Genomic DNA, 16,042 nt, shown 5'->3' with positions numbered 1-16,042 from the left:
TGCCCCGGACGCCTAGCTGAGCACCACCGACACGAGCTTCGAAACGCCGCGCTGCTCCATGGTCACGCCGTAGAGCACGTCGGCGACCTCGATCGTCCGCTTGTTGTGCGTGATCACGAGGAACTGGCTCTGCTGAGCCATCTCGACGATCAGCTGGTTGAAGCGACCGACGTTCGCGTCGTCGAGGGCCGCGTCCACCTCGTCCAGGAGGAAGAACGGGCTCGGCCGGACCTGGAAGACCGCGACGAGGAGCGCCAGGGCCGTCATCGTCTTCTCGCCACCGGAGAGCAGGTTCACGTTCTGGAGCCGCTTGCCCGGAGGCTGGGCCATGATGTCGACGCCCGCCTCGAGGATGTCCTCGGATTCGGTCAGCTCGAGGCTCGCCTTGCCGCCGCCGAAGAGCCTCGGGAAGTTCTCGGAGAAGTGCTTGCTCACGAGATCGAAGGTCTCGCGGAACCGTTTGCGGCTCGTGCGATTGATCCGGTTGATCGCCTCGCGAAGGTTGTGGATCGTGCCTTCGAGGTCTTCCTTCTGCTCCGACAGGAAGCGGAAGCGCTCGGCCAGCTCCTCGTGCTCCTCGATCGCGCCGAGGTTGACGTCACCGAGGGACTGGAGCGACTTGCGGACCTTCTCCGCCTCGCGCTTCCGGTCCGCGGTCGGAAGCATCGCGAGCTCGACGTTGCGCTTCGCCTCGCGGAGCGCCGCGGCCGGACTCATCGCCGTCTCGTCTTCGTCCTCGCTCTCTTCGGCGGCTGCGTCTGCGGCCATGCCGCGGGCGGCGAGCGCGTCGCTGGGAGCGGTCGCCGCGGCGGGCTCCGCGCCGTCGGACTCGGCCCCGTCGGAAGCCGCCTCGCCGTCCGCCGCGGTCTCCGTGTCCGCGGCCGGACGCGTGTCGAGCTCCGCGCCCGCTTCGAGCTCCTCGATCGTGGGCAGCTTCCAGTGCTCGATCTCGACGCTCCAGCGTTCGCGCACACTCGAGGCCTGGTGGTCGAGGCGCATGCGCGCTTCGGAGAGCTTGAGCTCCGCCTGACTCGTCTTCTCACGAGCAGCGCCGAGATCCCCCCGCATCTCGCGGGCACTGTCGTCGATCTCGGTCACCTTGGCCTGGATCGCCTCGAACTTCTCCCGGAGCGTGTCGCTCTCGACCCGAGCGACCTCCTCGGTCTCGAGTCGCCCGGCGAGCGTGTGCTCGGCCTCCTCGATCTCTTCGCGCAGGGTCTCGCGGCGGACCCGCGCGTTCTCGATCTCCGCGTTGCGGCGCTCGATCCAGGTCCGCGTCTCGCGCTCGGACTGTTCGGCGCGGGTCGCCGTCTCCCGGAGCCGGAGTCGTTGCTCGTCGCGGGCGCGGTAGGCGACGCGAAGCTCGGCGACCCGACTCTCGCGGCGTGAGAGCTCCCGGCCGGCGCTGCTGATCTGGAGACCGATCGCGTCGACGGCCCGCTGGCTCGCCTCGCGCTCCTGACGGCGATCCTCGAGCTGCCGGGTCAGCGTCTCGAGTTCCTCGCCGACGGCTTCCTGCTCGGCGAGCAGATCGGAGCGTTCGGCGGTCCGCGTCTGCTGAGCCTCACCGATCCGCTTCACCTTCTCGGTCGAGCGCTCGAGGTCCTTCTCGTGGTTCGCGACCGCGAGGGCGGCCGTGTGATGTCGGTTGCGAAGGTTCTCGAGCTCCTCGCTCGCCTTGGCGAGCCGGTCCTCGGCGGCTTCCTGGGCCGCCCGCTTCTGCTCGGCGACCTGATCGAAGCGCGCGACCTCGACCTCGAGCTCGCGCACCTCGCGCGCGCGGGTCAGCATGCCGCTCGCCGACGAGTCGCCGCCGCCCTGAACGACACCATCCGGTGTCGCGAGGTCACCTCTCGGCGTCACGAAGGTCGCCGGAAGACGCCCCGTCCCGAAGTGTTCGAAGGCCTGCTCGAGGCGATCGATCAGGTAGACGTCGCCGAGCAGCGAGCGGGCCACGCCCTCGCTGCCCGCTCGCGGGCGCACTCGCTTGAGGAGCGGATCGCCGAGCGGAACGAGACCGGCGGGCACCTCGGGCTGGGCGCGCTGGACGACGAAGACGCCGCGCCCGGCCTCGTCCCGCCGGAGCGCCTCCAGAGCGGCGAGTGCGCCTCGGCTCTCGTCGATCACGATCGCCTCGGCGCGGTCGGCGAGGACCGCCTCGACCGCGCGCTCGACCTCGGGGTCGGCTTCGAGGAGCTCACGGACGAGGCCGCGCAGGCCGTAGCGATCCGCGGCCTCCTGTCCGCCGCTCAGGAGATGACGTGCGCCGGCACCGATGTCCTGACGACCCTCGACGACCTCGCGCAGCGAGTCGTAGCGAGCCTGGCTCGTCTGCGCGGTCTTGACCGCCTCCTGTGCGGCTTCGGTCGCCGCCGCGAGGCCCTCCTTCGCCTCTTCGTGCGCGCGCATCGCCTCGCGTAGCTGATCTTGCAGGCGGTCCCGGTCGGCGAGCAGGTTGCGCAGCCCCTCCTCGAGGCTCGTCTGCTCGCGCCCCGCTTCGAGGGCCTGGGTCTGCTGGGCTTCGACGTCGGCGTCGACACCGCGCATGCGCTGATCGATCGAGGCGCGCCGGTCGCCGAGCCCCGCGATCCTGTCCTCGCTTCGTGCAACCGCAGTCAGCAGCTCGACGTGGGCCGTGTTCTTGGCATCGCGCTCCGCCTCCCGCGCGCGGAGCGCCTCCTGCGCGCCCTGGACCTCGCGCTCGGCCTCTTCGATCCCGGCCTGCTCCTGGGCGAGACCGCGCTCGAGTTGCTCGAGCTCTTCCTTGGCCGAGCGGTGCTCCTGCTCCGCGGTCGCGAGCTGCTCGCTGAGGGTCTCGAGCTCGCTCTTTCTGGAGGCGCTCGACTCCTCGAGGTTGTCGCGTTCGCGGCGCGCGAGCTCGATTCGACCTTCGAGGTTCTTGATCTCGCTGCGAAGGCCGTAGAGCTTCTCGGCGCCCGCGCTGACGGCCTTCTCCGATTCCGCCAGGGCGATGCGGTGTTCCTGGGCAGCGAGCTCGCGCTCGGCGAGATTCGCCTCGAGCGCGGTCATCTGATCCTTGAGCGTGCCGAGCGATCCGGACTCACGCTCGACTTCTTCGAGGAGTGCCGCGCGTTCGTCGGCCGCGAGGGACAGCTCGAGCACGCGCTGGGTCTCCTGGAGACGCTTGTAGCGCGCGGCCTTCTTCGCCTGGCGCTCGAGACTGGTGATCTGGCGACGGATCTCGTTCAGGACATCGTTCACGCGCGTCAGGTTCTGTTCGGTCGAGCGCATCTTGCTCTCGGCCTCTCTCCTGCGCGCCTTGTACTTGCCGATCCCGGCTGCTTCCTCGATCAGCCCTCGCCGATCCTCCGGCTTCGAAGAGACGATCTCGGCGACCTTGCCCTGCTCGACGATCGTGTAGCCACGCAGACCGATCCCGGTGTCCCGGAAGAAATCGTGGACGTCCTTCAGGCGCGCGGGCGCCTTGTTCATCAGGTACTCGGACTCCCCCGAGCGGTAGAGGCGGCGCGAGATCTCGATCTCGCTGTACGCCGCGTACGCGGCGGGGGCCTGGCCATCGCGGTTGTCGAAGGTCAGGCAGACCTCGGCCATGCCGATCGGCGGGCGGTTCTCCGAGCCGGCGAAGATCACGTCGTCCATGCCCTTGCCGCGGAGCTTGCGGGCCGACTGCTCGCCCATCACCCACTTGATGGCGTCGACGACGTTCGACTTGCCGCAGCCGTTCGGTCCGACGACGCAGGTCATGCCGTCATCGAAGCTGAAGACCGTGCGGTCGACGAACGACTTGAATCCGTGGAGCTGGAGACTCTTGATGCGCAAGCAACCCTCGATCGATCGACTGTCTACCGAGGTCGGGACGCAATTCGGGGGTGTTCCCCCCATCTACGTGTCGCGATCCCGAACCTCGTCCCTTCCCTGTGCATCACCGGACCGCGTGGGCTCTCGATGTCGCGCGCGAGAAGGAGTGGTTCTTCACCCCCGATTCTAGGCGTTTCCGCTTCGAACCGGTCTAGCCAGCCAGGCCAAGAGAACGAGTTTTCCCTGCCAGATCAGGTCCTTGCCGTGCTTCGGGAGCACGGCGGAGGCGCGAGCGGGCGGGGCTGGATTCGTTCTCGATCCGGGGATCTCCAAGGTCGACGAAGGCTGACTCGTCGACCGGAATCGTCTCTCAATGGGGGGATACGGAGTAGGTACCCCAATCTCGCGAGCCACGCCAAGCTCGGGAACGGAACATTTCCACGAGCCTTCTGTCGAAGAACGGCGTTTGGAATGCGCGGTCCGCTGCGCATTCGAGCAGAATGCGCACTGCGCGCGCCGGACACACCGCGGCACCGCGACCGATCCCGGATTCCGGTCCAGCGAACCGGCTCGAGAGCCGCGGGCCCGCGCCGATCGCGCAGAAGAGAGTCCGCTGAGACGCGCCGGACTCAGCGGGCGCTGGCGGGCGGCGCCGGGTCGTCGACCGTGATCGAGAAGGTCTGGGCGGCCCCGCTCCCCCAGCGATCGAGCGCTTGGACCTCGATGTCGAAGCGGCCGCGCTGGTCACGACCGGGGCGCCAGACGACGACGCCGCTCTGCGCATCGACGGTCATGCCGTCCGGCCCCTCGGCGAGGACGTACCGGACGTCGGCGGCGGCGTCGGCCACGCGAAGCTGATAGCGGAAGAGGCCGCCCTCGAGCGACGACGGCGGCTCGCTCGCGATCCGGGGCGAGCCCCCGCCGGAGAGCGTGAACGGCCTCGAATGAACGGGCCGCGTCACGCGGTCGTCGAACTCGAGGCGCGCGGAGAGGACGATCGGCAGGCCGGGCGCGATGTCCGACGTGTCGAGCTCGTCGTCTTCGCCGACGACCTCGTTGCCCACGCGCCACGTGTAGAGGATGTCGAAGGGCTGGGATTCGTCGGTCGTCTCGACCACGGCCTCGAGGATCGCTCCAGGACGCGCCTCGTCGGGGGCGTCGATCGCGACGAGGTCGATCGCGGCGGCCTGCTCACCCAGCTCGATCTCCACGGACCAGGGCTCGCTCTCGTTCTCGCCGTCGGTCGCGACCGCGACGAGCTCGATCGTGTCGCCCGACTCGAGACCGGTGGTCCGGAAGCGGCGTCCTTCTCCGATCTCGCGGCCATCGGCGGCGAGCCACCGGTAGGTGACCGTCGTGCGGTCGCCGTCGGCGTCGGAGACGGAGGCCTCCGCCTCGATCGTGCGGCCCGGCATCGGCGCACGCGGGGACCAGGACAGGTCGTCGATCTCCGGCGCACTCCCGCCGGATCGGCGCTCCTGCGCGGCCGGCGCCTGCCCGACCATCGTCGCGACACGCTCGGGCTCGCCGCCGCTCCCGCCCTCGCCGCAGGCGAAGAGGAATGTCGAGGACGTCACGACGAGTCCCGCGACGAGCATACGCGCAGACGCGCGGCGAAGGATCGACCCGGTCATCCTGTCCCCTCCCAGAGGATTCGAAGCGACTCCGCTCGGGCTAGTAGCCGACGGCCAGAAGCCGCGTGGCCACGACCTCGAGCCGTTTCTGGTCGCCGGAAGGCGACTCCCCGACGACGTTCACCTGCCACTTCGTGTGATTGAACTTGAGACCGCCGAGGGTCATGTTGCAGCCCTCGGTGCAAGGCGCGCCCTCGCCGACATACATGATCGGCGCTGCGGTCGGCGGATTCGGGTCCGCGTAGTAGATCGGCTGGTCGCCGGTCTCGAACTCGCTCGGATTCGAGAGCTCTTCCGGGTTGTCTTCGTCCGGGAAGTCGGCGGGGTAGTCCGGGACCTCGGAACGCTCGCCCATGTTCCGGATGACGGCCCGGGCATCGGCGATCCCGGCCTCGGCGGCATAGAACGCGATCTGTTCCTGATTCTGGAAGCCCGCGACCGTGCCGTCGCTCGCCGCCGTCTGCATCGTCGACAGCGCCAGCGCCGAGACCGCGACCAGCAGCAGGACCGACAGCATCAGGGCGATGCCTTCCTCTCGTCGGCAATTCGTTCGCGTTCGGCGATCACTCATCAGATGCTCCCATCGTTCACGACGTTGCGCGGTCGAACAGCACCGATCAGCACGCGGCGACGGAAGTTGTCGTTGCCCAGCACGTCGGCGCGGTTCTCGAACTCAATGAACTCCCCGTCGTCGTAGTCCGGATCATTCGACGCCGCACGAAGCACAATCGAGAAACGGACTTCGGCGAGCGAAGAGTTGTCCTGATCGGCCGGGTCGTACAAGCGCGTGGCGAGGTCGCCCCGCTCCTCGTCCGGCGGCGCGGGCGGTGGCGCCGACGCGTTGTCGATCACGCCGTCCCCGTCGTCGTCGAAGAAGTACGAGATCTGGAAGTCGTCTACGTCCTTGACCAGCAGGTCACTGTTTCGCTGGAGTCGTCCAGTAGCCACGTCCGAGACCCAGTAGTGCGCGGCGGGCACGATCACGACCTCCTCCGGTGCGTCTGAAGTCGCAGAGTGAGCCGTCAGCTGCCCAGCTCTCACGCGAAGCGTGATCGAGGTCGAGGAGGATTCTTTCACCGTGCCGCACACCGTTCCTCGACCGGGATTCGCCATGTCAGCGAGAATGAACCCGCCGTCATCGCGAAAGTCCGATTCAGGCGTACCGCTGTCGTCGTTGTCGTAGAAGTAGCTCCCGTCGTCGTCGAGGTCGGTGGTCGTAGCATCGAGGGCGAGCGTGACCTCCGTTCCTCCACCGATCGGAAGGAGCGGGCTGGCGGGTGGCGGCACGGTACCAGCAGCCCAGGAATTCAAGGCCGAGAGTCGCGCACCGAGCGTGCCGGCTCGCTCATCGTCCGGAACGATCATTTCGACCTCGGACAGGAAGAGTTCGTCCGGCGCGTCGGTCCGATCGACGCCGCAGACCGAGACCGCCGCCGGGACCATGAAGCCCGCCATGCGGATCTCGCGCTCGAGGAGCGACGAGACCGCGCGCACGTTGTTCTGGACCTCGACGATCTGCTCCGTGACGATCGAGGTCGTCTTCTGGCTGCGCAGACTGTCCAGCGTCAGATACATCACGACCGACAGCATGGTCACGACCAGCATCAGCTCGATGAGCGTGAAGCCGGCCCCGCGCCGGTGTTCGATCTCGTGAAGCTGGACGCGGCTCATTCGTCGACCTCCCGGAGGCGAGCGCTGGTGAGCAGCACCTGTCGGTTCTGGCGCTTCTCGTCGTCCCAGGTCACCCGGACCTCGATCGACTTGAGCTGCACCTCCGCCGGATCCGCATCGTCCCAGTCGATCCGGTCCGCGAGCGTGTAGGCGACGCCATCGAGACCCGTGATCGGGGTCGGGTCGGTGACCCAGGCGCCCGCCGAATCGTCGAGGTCGGTGTCGTCCCACGCGAGACGGCCGAGCTCTTCCACACGATTGCGCGCCATCGCGCTCGCTTCGGAGAGATGGCGCCCGCCCGAACCCTCGGTGATCGCGCGGACCTGCAAGCCGGCGACGCCGAGGAGCCCGATCGAGAGGATGATCATGGCGATCATCATCTCGACCAGGGTCAAGCCGCGCTGGGATCGCGTGCTTCGAATTCGTTCCGGCCGATCGAGACTCACGACGTCCACGCTCCGTTGTTCGCGTTCCAGGTATGCACGCGCACGCCGCCGAGCGGCGACAGCGTGATCGCGAAGTCCCGGTTCGACGTCCAGAGATAGATCGTGCCACCACCCGAACCGAGCTGGCCGGCGTTGCAGGCCGCATCGATCGCCACGGGGACGCCGTCCGGTCGGAACTGGACCCAGGTGGTGACCGCGCCGGTGGGGAGTCGGAGACTCGAACCGGCGGCGGGAATGTTCGCGAGCTCTTCGTCCGGCGGTGTGCTCGCCGCCGGCGGACCGTTGAAGCCCCAGCCGACGCCATCCTGCGCGTTGAAGGTCACCGTCTCTTCGCCGGCGTCGATCTCGCAGTTCTGGTCCGCGGAGCCGGGCCGTCCGTCGTTGAGCACGAGGATCGGGACGAGCCCGCCGTCGGGACGCTCGAGGTTGTTGCCCGCCGTGTCACCAGCCCCCCCGATCGAGAAGAACACGACGTGGTTGGCGCCGGTCCGGATGGCCTGGGCGCGGGCGTGCTGAAAGGCGTTGGCGACGGACCGCGCGGCCGCGCGGCCGTTCACCGCCTCGAAGTAGCGGTCCACGTTCGGCATGGAGACCGCGGTCACGATGCCGATGATCGCCAGGACGATCGCGACCTCGACCAGGGTGAACCCCGACGTCCGCCGGGCCCAGAGGTCCGCGTCCGCTCGCAGCTCTTTCGTCGCCTGCCGGTCCATCACGCTCCTCCGGTCGGCCCCTCGGCATCGCGCAGCGCGAACCGGAGGAAACCGACACGTCCTCGGAGTGTGTTTCGGCAATCCAGCGAAATGATTGAGTGTTTCGGCCCACTCGGTGCGACCTGGCGCACCCCACGCGCGCGCACCGCACGTGCATTTCCGCCCTCGCGGCCCTCAGCGCGCCTGGGGCGAACCCCCTACCCCGCCGACAGCAAGCAGCGTGTCCGCCAAGCGCCCCGGACGAGAAGTCCCGGCCCCGCAGAGCGCCCGCAAGCGATGGCCCGGCAGAAGCACAAGAACGCGCCGAGCGCCCGCAGGCGACGGCCCCGCAGAAGCCCGAAAATCGCCGAGCGCCCGCAGGCGACGGCCTAGACGAAGAGCTTCCGCAGGAACTTGTTGCCGAAGACGGTCCGCACCATCTTGCGCAGTCCCTCGGCGCTCTCTTCGGTGTACGGGTAGCCGCCCTGGGCCTTCTTCGTGGTGTCCACGATGACGGGGTGGACGTGGCAGTAGCCGCGAATGCCCACCTCGCCGTTCACCTGGCCGACGCCGCTCTCCTTGACGCCGCCGAACGGCGTCTCCGGGACGCCGTAGGTCACGGCGATGTCGTTCACCGACACGCTGCCGGTCACCATGCGCGCGCCGAGCCGTGCGCCCTTTTCCAGGTCCCGGGTCCACACGTTGCCGGAGAGTCCGTAGTCGGAGTCGTTGGCGAGCTCGAGCGCTTCGTCCTCGTCCCGGACCTTCTGGATCGCCACGATCGGCCCGAAGGTCTCCCGGCGCATCAGGTCCATCGTGTGATCGACGTCGGTCACGACGGTCGGCGGGAAGTAGTAGCCGGAGAGGCTCCGGTTGCGTTCGCCGCCGACGCGCACCTGCGCGCCCTTCTCCCTGGCGTCGCGCATGTGGTCCTCGATGATGTCCATCTGCTTGTCCCAGAAGACGGCGCCGACGTCCGAAGCCCCGCTCGACGCCTGGGTCAGGGGCTTCGTCATCTCCACGACCTTGTCGACGAAGGGCTCGTAGATCGATTCCGGCACGTAGACGCGCTCCGTCCCGCAGCAGTAGTGCCCCGTGTTGAAGAAGGAGCCGCGCACGGCCCCGTCCGCCGCGCGATCGAGATCCGCGTCCGCGCAGACGATCATCGCGTCCTTGCCCCCGAGCTCGAGGGTGCACGGGATCAGGTTCCGTCCGCAGGCCTCGCCGACCTTTCGCCCGGTCGCGACGCTCCCCGTGAAGGACACCTTGTCGACGCCCGCGTCGATCAGCGCCGCCCCGGTCGCGCCGTCGCCCTGGACGACCTGGTAGAGATCCTTGGGCAGCCCCGCCTTCTCGCAGATCTCCTGGAGGAGCACCGCCGAGAACGGAGTGACCTCGCTCGGCTTGTGGACGACCGCGTTCCCGGCCATCAGCGCCTGGGCGAGCGGGTTCGCGGCGAGGGCCACGGGACCGTTCCAGGGCGTGATGAGCCCGACGACGCCGAGGGGCTGGTAGTGGAGCGTGACCTTCTTGGCGAAGCGCATGACGCCCGACGGCCGCTTCGTCTTCGTCGCGAGGTACTTCTTGCCGTACTTCGCGTAGTGGGAGATCTGCATGCAGGGCGCGAGGACCTCCATGCTGATCGCCTCGTTGAGCGCCTTGCCCGTCTCCTTGATGACGAGATCGACGATCTCGTCCTGGCGTTCGACGAGACCGTCCACGATCGCCCAGAGGACCTGCGCACGGTCGTCGAAGGAGCGCGTCGCCCACTCGCGTTGGGCCTTGCGCGCGCGGTCGACCGCCGCCTTCACCTCGTCGGCGGTGGCCGACTGGAACTGCCCGATCGACTCGAGGGTGACGGGGCTCTTGATGTCGTAGCGACGGGCGTCGCCTTCGGAGGGGATCTCGGCGAAGAGGGCCATGACGGGAGACTCCTTTGAACCGTGCGCGGGTGGGGCGCATGGGGTCAGCGCCCGCAGTCTATCGAATGGAACCGGAGGCGGGCGGCGCTCAGGCGGGCTGGACGCTCGCCTCCGCGGCGCCCTCCGCGCCCCCCTGGTTCTCGGACTGGAGCTGGTGGAGCCGCGCGTAGTGACCGCGCTGGGCGAGCAGGACGTCGTGGGAGCCCGACTCGACCAGGCGGCCGTCCTTGAGCACGTGGATCGTGTCGACGTCCCGGATGGTGGACAGGCGGTGGGCGATCGCGATCGCGGTCTTGCCCTCCATCAGGACGTGGATGCCGCGCTGGATCGCGGCCTCGGTCTCCGTGTCGATCGCGCTGGTCGCCTCGTCGAGCACCAGGACGTGGGCATCGTGGGCGAGGGCCCGGGCGAAGGACAGGATCTGGCGCTGTCCGGTCGAGAAGTTCGCCCCCCGCTCGAAGACCTCGGTCTCGTAGCCCTCGGGCAGCCGTTGGATGAAGGGATCGGCCTCGACGGCCCGGGCGGCGCGCAGGACGGTGGTCTGGTCGAGGTCACCGCGGCCGAGGGCGATGTTCCTCGCGACGCTGCCGCTGAAGAGGAAGACGTCCTGGAGGACGGTCGCGACGCGGCGGCGGAGATCCTGCTGGGGAAGCTCCCGCACGTCGATCCCGTCGACGCGGATCGTCCCGCGGTCGACGTCGTAGAGGCGGGTCAGGAGCTTGATGATCGTCGTCTTGCCGGCGCCGGTCGCCCCCACGAAGGCGACCTTCTGGCCGACGTCGACGGTGAAGCTCACGTCCTGGAGGATCCAGTCGACCTCGTCGTCGGGCACGCCCGCGGTGTCCTGGTAGCTGAACCACACGTGGTCGAACTCGACGAGGCCGCGCTTCGCCGGATCGCCTTCGGGCGCGCGCTCCACGAGGTCGGCCACCTGCGGCTCGGTATCCAGGACCTGGAAGATGCGCTCCGCCCCGGCCATCGCCGACTGCATGACCGAGTACTTGGCGGAGAGGTCCCGGAGCGGCATGAAGAAGCGCTGCATGTAGTCGATGAAGACGTACATGATGCCGATCTCGGCGATCCCGGTTCCGGCCCAGATGATGACCGCGATCGTCACGTTGCCCGCGACCTCGACCGTGGCGAAGAGGAGCGAGTCGTAGCGGATCGACTTGTTCCACGCGTTGCGGTGGTCCGCGTTCATCGCGTCGAACTCTTCGAGGTTCCGCGTTTCCCGGCTGAAGAGCTGGACGACCTTCATCCCGGTCACGCTCTCCTGGATGTAGGTGTTGATCCGAGCGATCCGGACGCGGACCTCACGGAAGGCCTCGCGGACCTTCAGCCGGAAGAAGAAGGCGGCGATGGCGAGCACCGGTACGATCGCGAAGGACCAGAGCGCGAGCTTCGGCTGGAGCAGGAAGAGCACGGCCGCATAGCCGAACATCTTGATCACGTCGGTGATCAACGCGACGAGGCCCTGGGCGAACATCTCCGCCACGTTCTCGACGTCGTTGGTCGCGCGAGTGACGAGCCGGCCGACCGGAATCACGTCGAAGTAGCTCATCTGGAGCTTCTGGATGTGCTCGAAGACGTGCTGGCGCAGCTCCGCCATCGCGTACTGCCCCGTCGACGCCATCAAGACCTGATAGACGTATTGAAGGGCGCCGAGGATCAGGGTCGTGAGCACATAGACGAAGGCGAGCCATCCCGCGACCGACCAGCCCTCGGGCGCTTCGAGGACGCTGCCCACGACGCCGTCCACCGAGTCGCCGAAGCTCGACATCACGTTGCCCGGCGCCTCGCTCCGGTCGCCTTCGAGGGGCATCAGATCGTAGACCTCGACCACGTGGTCGATGCCGGACTTCACGATCCAGGCCGGTGCCAGCTCGAGGGCGAAGAGCGGCACGAAGAGCAGGAGCGTGCCGGCCACCTGCCGCCAATAGGGGCGCACGTAGGGCCACAGGCGCATGAGGATCCGCGTGTCGTAGGCCTTGCCGAGCTCGTCCTCGGAGAACGCTTCGCTCTGGGGATCGGCTGCGCTCATGCCCCCGCCCCTCCCGCCGCCTGGCGCCGTTCCTCTTCGGCCTGCTCCTCCGCGAGACGCGCGTAGAGACCGCCCTTCGCGAGGAGCTCCGCGTGGTTGCCGCGCTCGACGATCCGCCCACCGTCGAGGACGACGATCTGGTCGAGCTCGCGGACCGAGTTGACGCGACTCGCGACGACGACCACCGTTCGCCCGGCGAAGACGCGGCCCAGCTCCCCCTGGATCCGACGCTCGGTCTCGGCGTCGACCGCCGACAGCGTGTCGTCGAGGATCAGGATGCGCGGATCGAGGGCGAGCGCGCGAGCCAGGGCCGTTCGCTGGCGCTGGCCGCCGGAGAGCATGACGCCCCGCTCGCCGACCAGGGTGTCGTAGCCCTGGGGCAGGTCCTCGATGTCGTCCGCGAGCTGGGCCCGGGCGGCCGCGCGCTCGACGTCCTCGCGGCGGTAGTCCGCCGAGAGCCCGTAGGCGATGTTCGCGTGGATCGGGAGGGAGAAGAGGAACGAGTCCTGCGGGACCATCGCGATCGAGCTGCGAAGACGAGACAGCGAGATCTGGTTGACGTCGATCCCGTCGATGAAGACCTGGCCGTCGTCCACTTCGTAGATCCGCGGGATCATCGCGGCCAGGGTCGACTTGCCGGAGCCGACCGGGCCGACGACGCCGAGGGAGCTCCCGGCGGGCACCTTGAGCGACACGTTCTCGAGCGCGTTCTCCCGCGCGTCCTCGCCGTAGCCGAAGGACAGGCCTCGCAGCTCGACCTCGCCGGCGAGCTCACCGGGGTCGACGGCATCGGAATGGTCCGCGATCGCGGGCTCGATCGAGAGGATCTCGTCGATCCGCTGCATCGCCGACGAACCGCGCTGGAGCAGACTCACCGAGTAGCCGAGCATCATCGTCGGAAAGGTCAGCACCCGCGCGTAGATCGTGAATGCGAAGAGCGCACCCGGCTTGAGCGTCCCCGCGGCGATCATGTCGAGCCCGAGATAGAGGACCATGCCGAGACCGGCCGCAGGCAGGAGCCCCGTCACCGCCGGCATCGCCGAGCTCGCCCGCACGAGGGCGAGCTGCCGGGCACGGAGGTGGTGGTTCGCCTCTTCGAAGCGCGCCGCCTGATCCTCTTCCATCGCGTAGGCCTTCACGACGCCGATCCCGGCGATGTTCTCCTGGACCAGATTCGACATCGAAGCGAGGGATTCCTGGGCGGCGAGGCTTCGGTGGAAGAGGCGCGACCCGATCACCCGGGACACGACGATGAAGAGCGGATAGGGCAGGATCATGACCGTCGCGAGCGTCGTGCTGTAGGTCGACATCGCGACGAACGCGCCGAAGAAGAGGATCGGGCTCTGGGCCACCGACAGGAGCCCCGGCCCCAGCAGCAGACGGACCGAGTTGAGGTCGTTGACGCAGCGGCTCATGAGGTCGCCGGTCCGCCATCGGAAGTAGAAGGACTGCGGCTGTTTCTGGAGGTGGTCGAAGAGATCGTTGCGAATCTCGTACTCGACCTCGCGCGCGGCATCGAAGACGAGCTGCCGGGTGAAGAAGCGCAGCAGGCCACCGACGAGGGCCAGACCGAGGAGGACGTAGCACTGCTCGATCACGACCTCGGCCGGAACTTCGGGGTCGATCAGGCCGTCGATCGCGACGCCGACGAGGCGCGGAATCGAGACGAAGATCGCGACGTAGGCGACCACGGCGACGAACCAGCCCAGGTAGTAGCGCCAGTTTCGCCGCAGGTAGAAGGAGAGCCGCCGGAGCGCGTGGCGGACCGGGGATTCGCCTTCGGCGGGCGGTGCGATCGTCGTGCCCAGCGCGCTCATCGCCCCATCCTCGCTGCGAGCTTCGCGCGGTCCACACCGAGGAAGAAGCCGCCGAGCGCGACCGCGTGCCAGAAGACCGTCCTGAGCGGGCCGCGGCTCCGATAGCGCCGGGAGGACGTCGTCGCGGGCTCGGCGAGCACGGCGAGCCGCCCCGCGCGCTTGATTCCACGCACGAGGTCCAGGTCCTCCATGATCGGCACGATCGCGATTCCGCCCATCTGCTCCAACACGCTCCGGCGCACGAAGAGCGCCTGATCACCATAAGGAAGGCCGAAGACCGACACGCGGCGGCCGACCCACCACTCGATCCAGCGTTCCCAGCCGCCGCGCTCCGCGAAGCGGAACGTGAACGCTCCTCCCGCGCAGCCCGGCTCGGCCATCGCCGCCGCCACCGCCCGCGGCCAGCCCGTCGGAAGCCGGGTGTCCGCATGCAGGAAGAGCAGCGTCTCTCCTTCTGTTCTTTCACTCCCCAGCCGGAGCTGGTGGGCGCGTCCCCTCCCCGGCGGACGAGCGCCCTTCGCATCCGGGCACGCTTCCGCGAGCTCGAGGACCCGAGCTCCGGCCTCGCGGGCGAGCTGACAGGTCGCATCGCGACTGCCCCCGTCGACCACGAGCACGTCGACTCCGATCACGCCGTCCGCTCCGTCCGCGGCAGAACGTCGGTCGAGGGCACTCTCCACCGCCCCGACGATCTGCGTGGCTTCATCGAGGGTCGGGATCACCACCGAAATCGACACCGGGTCAGCCTAGCCCGGAAGCAGCGACCCGTCTCCGGCACACCCGGAACAGCGCGTTCCAGCGCCGTACCGAGCCCTCGAGGGCACGCCCCTTCGTGACCCCGGGGACCACGTTTGACGGGCCGGGGGGCTTTGCTCTATCACTGCGCCGTGAGCCGTACCCCCGACGACCCGAAGACGCCCTCGGGCAACACCCGCGGACAGACGTTCAGCGAGACTTCTGCACCCGCCTATGCGGCTGCCGGCGTCGATCTCGACCACGACGAGGCGTTCATCGACGACGTCAAGGCGATCGCCAAGGGCACGTTCCGACCCGAGGTGCTGAGCTCGATCGGCGGCTTCGCCGGGATGTTCAAGGCCCCCGAGCGGTACCAGAGCCCGATCTTCGTCGCGGCGACGGACGGCGTCGGAACGAAGCTGAAGCTCGCCGCGCAGATCGGTCGCTACGACACGATCGGGATCGACTGCGTCGCCATGGTCGTGAACGACCTGGTCGTGCAGGGGGCCGAGCCCCTCATCTTCCTCGACTATATTGCGATGGGGGACCTCGAGAAGACCACGGCTTCCGATGCCCTCCGCGGCGTCGTGGAAGGGTGCAAGCGCGCAGGCTGCGCGCTCCTCGGCGGAGAGACGGCGACCATGCCCGGGGTCTATCCGAAGGGCGAGCTCGAGATCGTGGGCTTCTCGGTGGGCGTCGTCGAGCGCGAAGCGGTGATCGACGGCTCGACGATCTCCGACGGGGACGTCCTGATCGGCCTGGCCTCGAGCGGCTTCCACAGCAACGGATACTCCCTCGTCCGCGCGGTCCTCGACGCGGGACTCGAGGCGGGCAAGTTCGACCTCTTTTCGGAGCCCGAAGGGATGCGGACGAGTCTCGCGAGCGCGCTGCTCGCGCCCACGAAGATCTACGTGAAGCCGCTGCTCAACCTGATTCGTGACTTCGACGTTCACGGCATGGTCCACGTCACCGGCGGCGGCTTCGAGGGCAACATTCCGCGGGTGCTGCCCGCCGGCGTGCGCGCCCGGATCGACACGAAGGCCTGGCCCCGTCCCGAGGTCTACGACTGGATCGCCCGGGAGGGAGCGCTCCCGGAGACCGAGCTGCTGCGCGTCTTCAACTGCGGAATCGGGATGATCGTCGCGGTCCCTGCGGAGCAGGCCGAGGACGTACTCGACCGTCTGCGCGGGCTCGGCGAGCGCGGCCATCGGATCGGCACGATCGAACGGAAGGCCGACGACGAGCCGCCGATCCTCTTCGACCCCGGCTTCCTGGGCATCGAACCGGGCATCGACCCGTCGTAG

At 68.5% G+C, this 16,042-nt stretch carries 11 protein-coding genes; 1 reads left to right on the top strand and 10 read right to left on the bottom strand.

The features are described from left to right. Positions 1-12 precede the first annotated feature (12 nt). The 10 genes from smc to NXI30_24660 form a co-directional block, all read right to left on the bottom strand. Entirely contained in the window at positions 13-3,801 is a 3,789-nt protein-coding gene (smc, locus tag NXI30_24705) for a chromosome segregation protein SMC (GenBank protein ID MCR9097431.1), read from the bottom strand. A 608-nt stretch (positions 3,802-4,409) separates the two neighbouring features. After that, positions 4,410-5,414 (bottom strand): hypothetical protein, encoded by a 1,005-nt coding sequence (locus NXI30_24700; GenBank protein ID MCR9097430.1) that lies wholly within the window; start codon positions 5,412-5,414, stop codon positions 4,410-4,412. Between the two features lie 40 nt (positions 5,415-5,454). Continuing rightward, positions 5,455-5,985, bottom strand: coding sequence for a pilus assembly PilX N-terminal domain-containing protein (locus NXI30_24695; protein MCR9097429.1), 531 nt, complete (start codon positions 5,983-5,985; stop codon positions 5,455-5,457). Further along, a complete protein-coding gene (locus NXI30_24690; GenBank protein ID MCR9097428.1) occupies positions 5,985-7,085 on the bottom strand; it encodes a prepilin-type N-terminal cleavage/methylation domain-containing protein in 1,101 nt (366 codons plus the stop codon). The genes NXI30_24695 and NXI30_24690 overlap by 1 nt, the downstream gene beginning before the upstream one ends. Next, entirely contained in the window at positions 7,082-7,531 is a 450-nt protein-coding gene (locus NXI30_24685; protein MCR9097427.1) for a prepilin-type N-terminal cleavage/methylation domain-containing protein, read from the bottom strand. The genes NXI30_24690 and NXI30_24685 overlap by 4 nt, the downstream gene beginning before the upstream one ends. Next, complete coding sequence (locus NXI30_24680) at positions 7,528-8,244, bottom strand: prepilin-type N-terminal cleavage/methylation domain-containing protein (GenBank protein ID MCR9097426.1); 717 nt, start codon at positions 8,242-8,244, stop codon at positions 7,528-7,530. Before NXI30_24680 ends, NXI30_24685 begins: the two co-directional genes overlap by 4 nt. Before the next feature lie 368 nt (positions 8,245-8,612). After that, entirely contained in the window at positions 8,613-10,145 is a 1,533-nt protein-coding gene (locus NXI30_24675; GenBank protein MCR9097425.1) for an aldehyde dehydrogenase family protein, read from the bottom strand. 88 nt (positions 10,146-10,233) lie between these two features. Continuing rightward, positions 10,234-12,186 carry an ABC transporter ATP-binding protein/permease gene (locus NXI30_24670; protein MCR9097424.1) on the bottom strand — a complete coding sequence of 651 codons (1,953 nt, stop codon included), beginning with the start codon at positions 12,184-12,186 and terminating at the stop codon, positions 10,234-10,236. Next, positions 12,183-14,003: an ABC transporter ATP-binding protein/permease gene (locus NXI30_24665; GenBank protein ID MCR9097423.1), complete on the bottom strand. Its 1,821-nt coding sequence runs from the start codon at positions 14,001-14,003 to the stop codon at positions 12,183-12,185. Before NXI30_24665 ends, NXI30_24670 begins: the two co-directional genes overlap by 4 nt. Further along, complete coding sequence (locus NXI30_24660) at positions 14,000-14,740, bottom strand: TIGR04283 family arsenosugar biosynthesis glycosyltransferase (protein ID MCR9097422.1); 741 nt, start codon at positions 14,738-14,740, stop codon at positions 14,000-14,002. Before NXI30_24660 ends, NXI30_24665 begins: the two co-directional genes overlap by 4 nt. 150 nt (positions 14,741-14,890) lie before the next feature. On the opposite strand from NXI30_24660, the gene purM reads away from it, so the two are divergent. Continuing rightward, positions 14,891-16,042: a phosphoribosylformylglycinamidine cyclo-ligase gene (gene purM / locus NXI30_24655; GenBank protein ID MCR9097421.1), complete on the top strand. Its 1,152-nt coding sequence runs from the start codon at positions 14,891-14,893 to the stop codon at positions 16,040-16,042.

Source organism: bacterium (assembly GCA_024742285.1).
GTDB lineage: Bacteria > Myxococcota_A > UBA9160 > UBA9160 > UBA4427 > UBA4427.
This window is presented reverse-complemented; position numbering and strand designations above follow the sequence as displayed.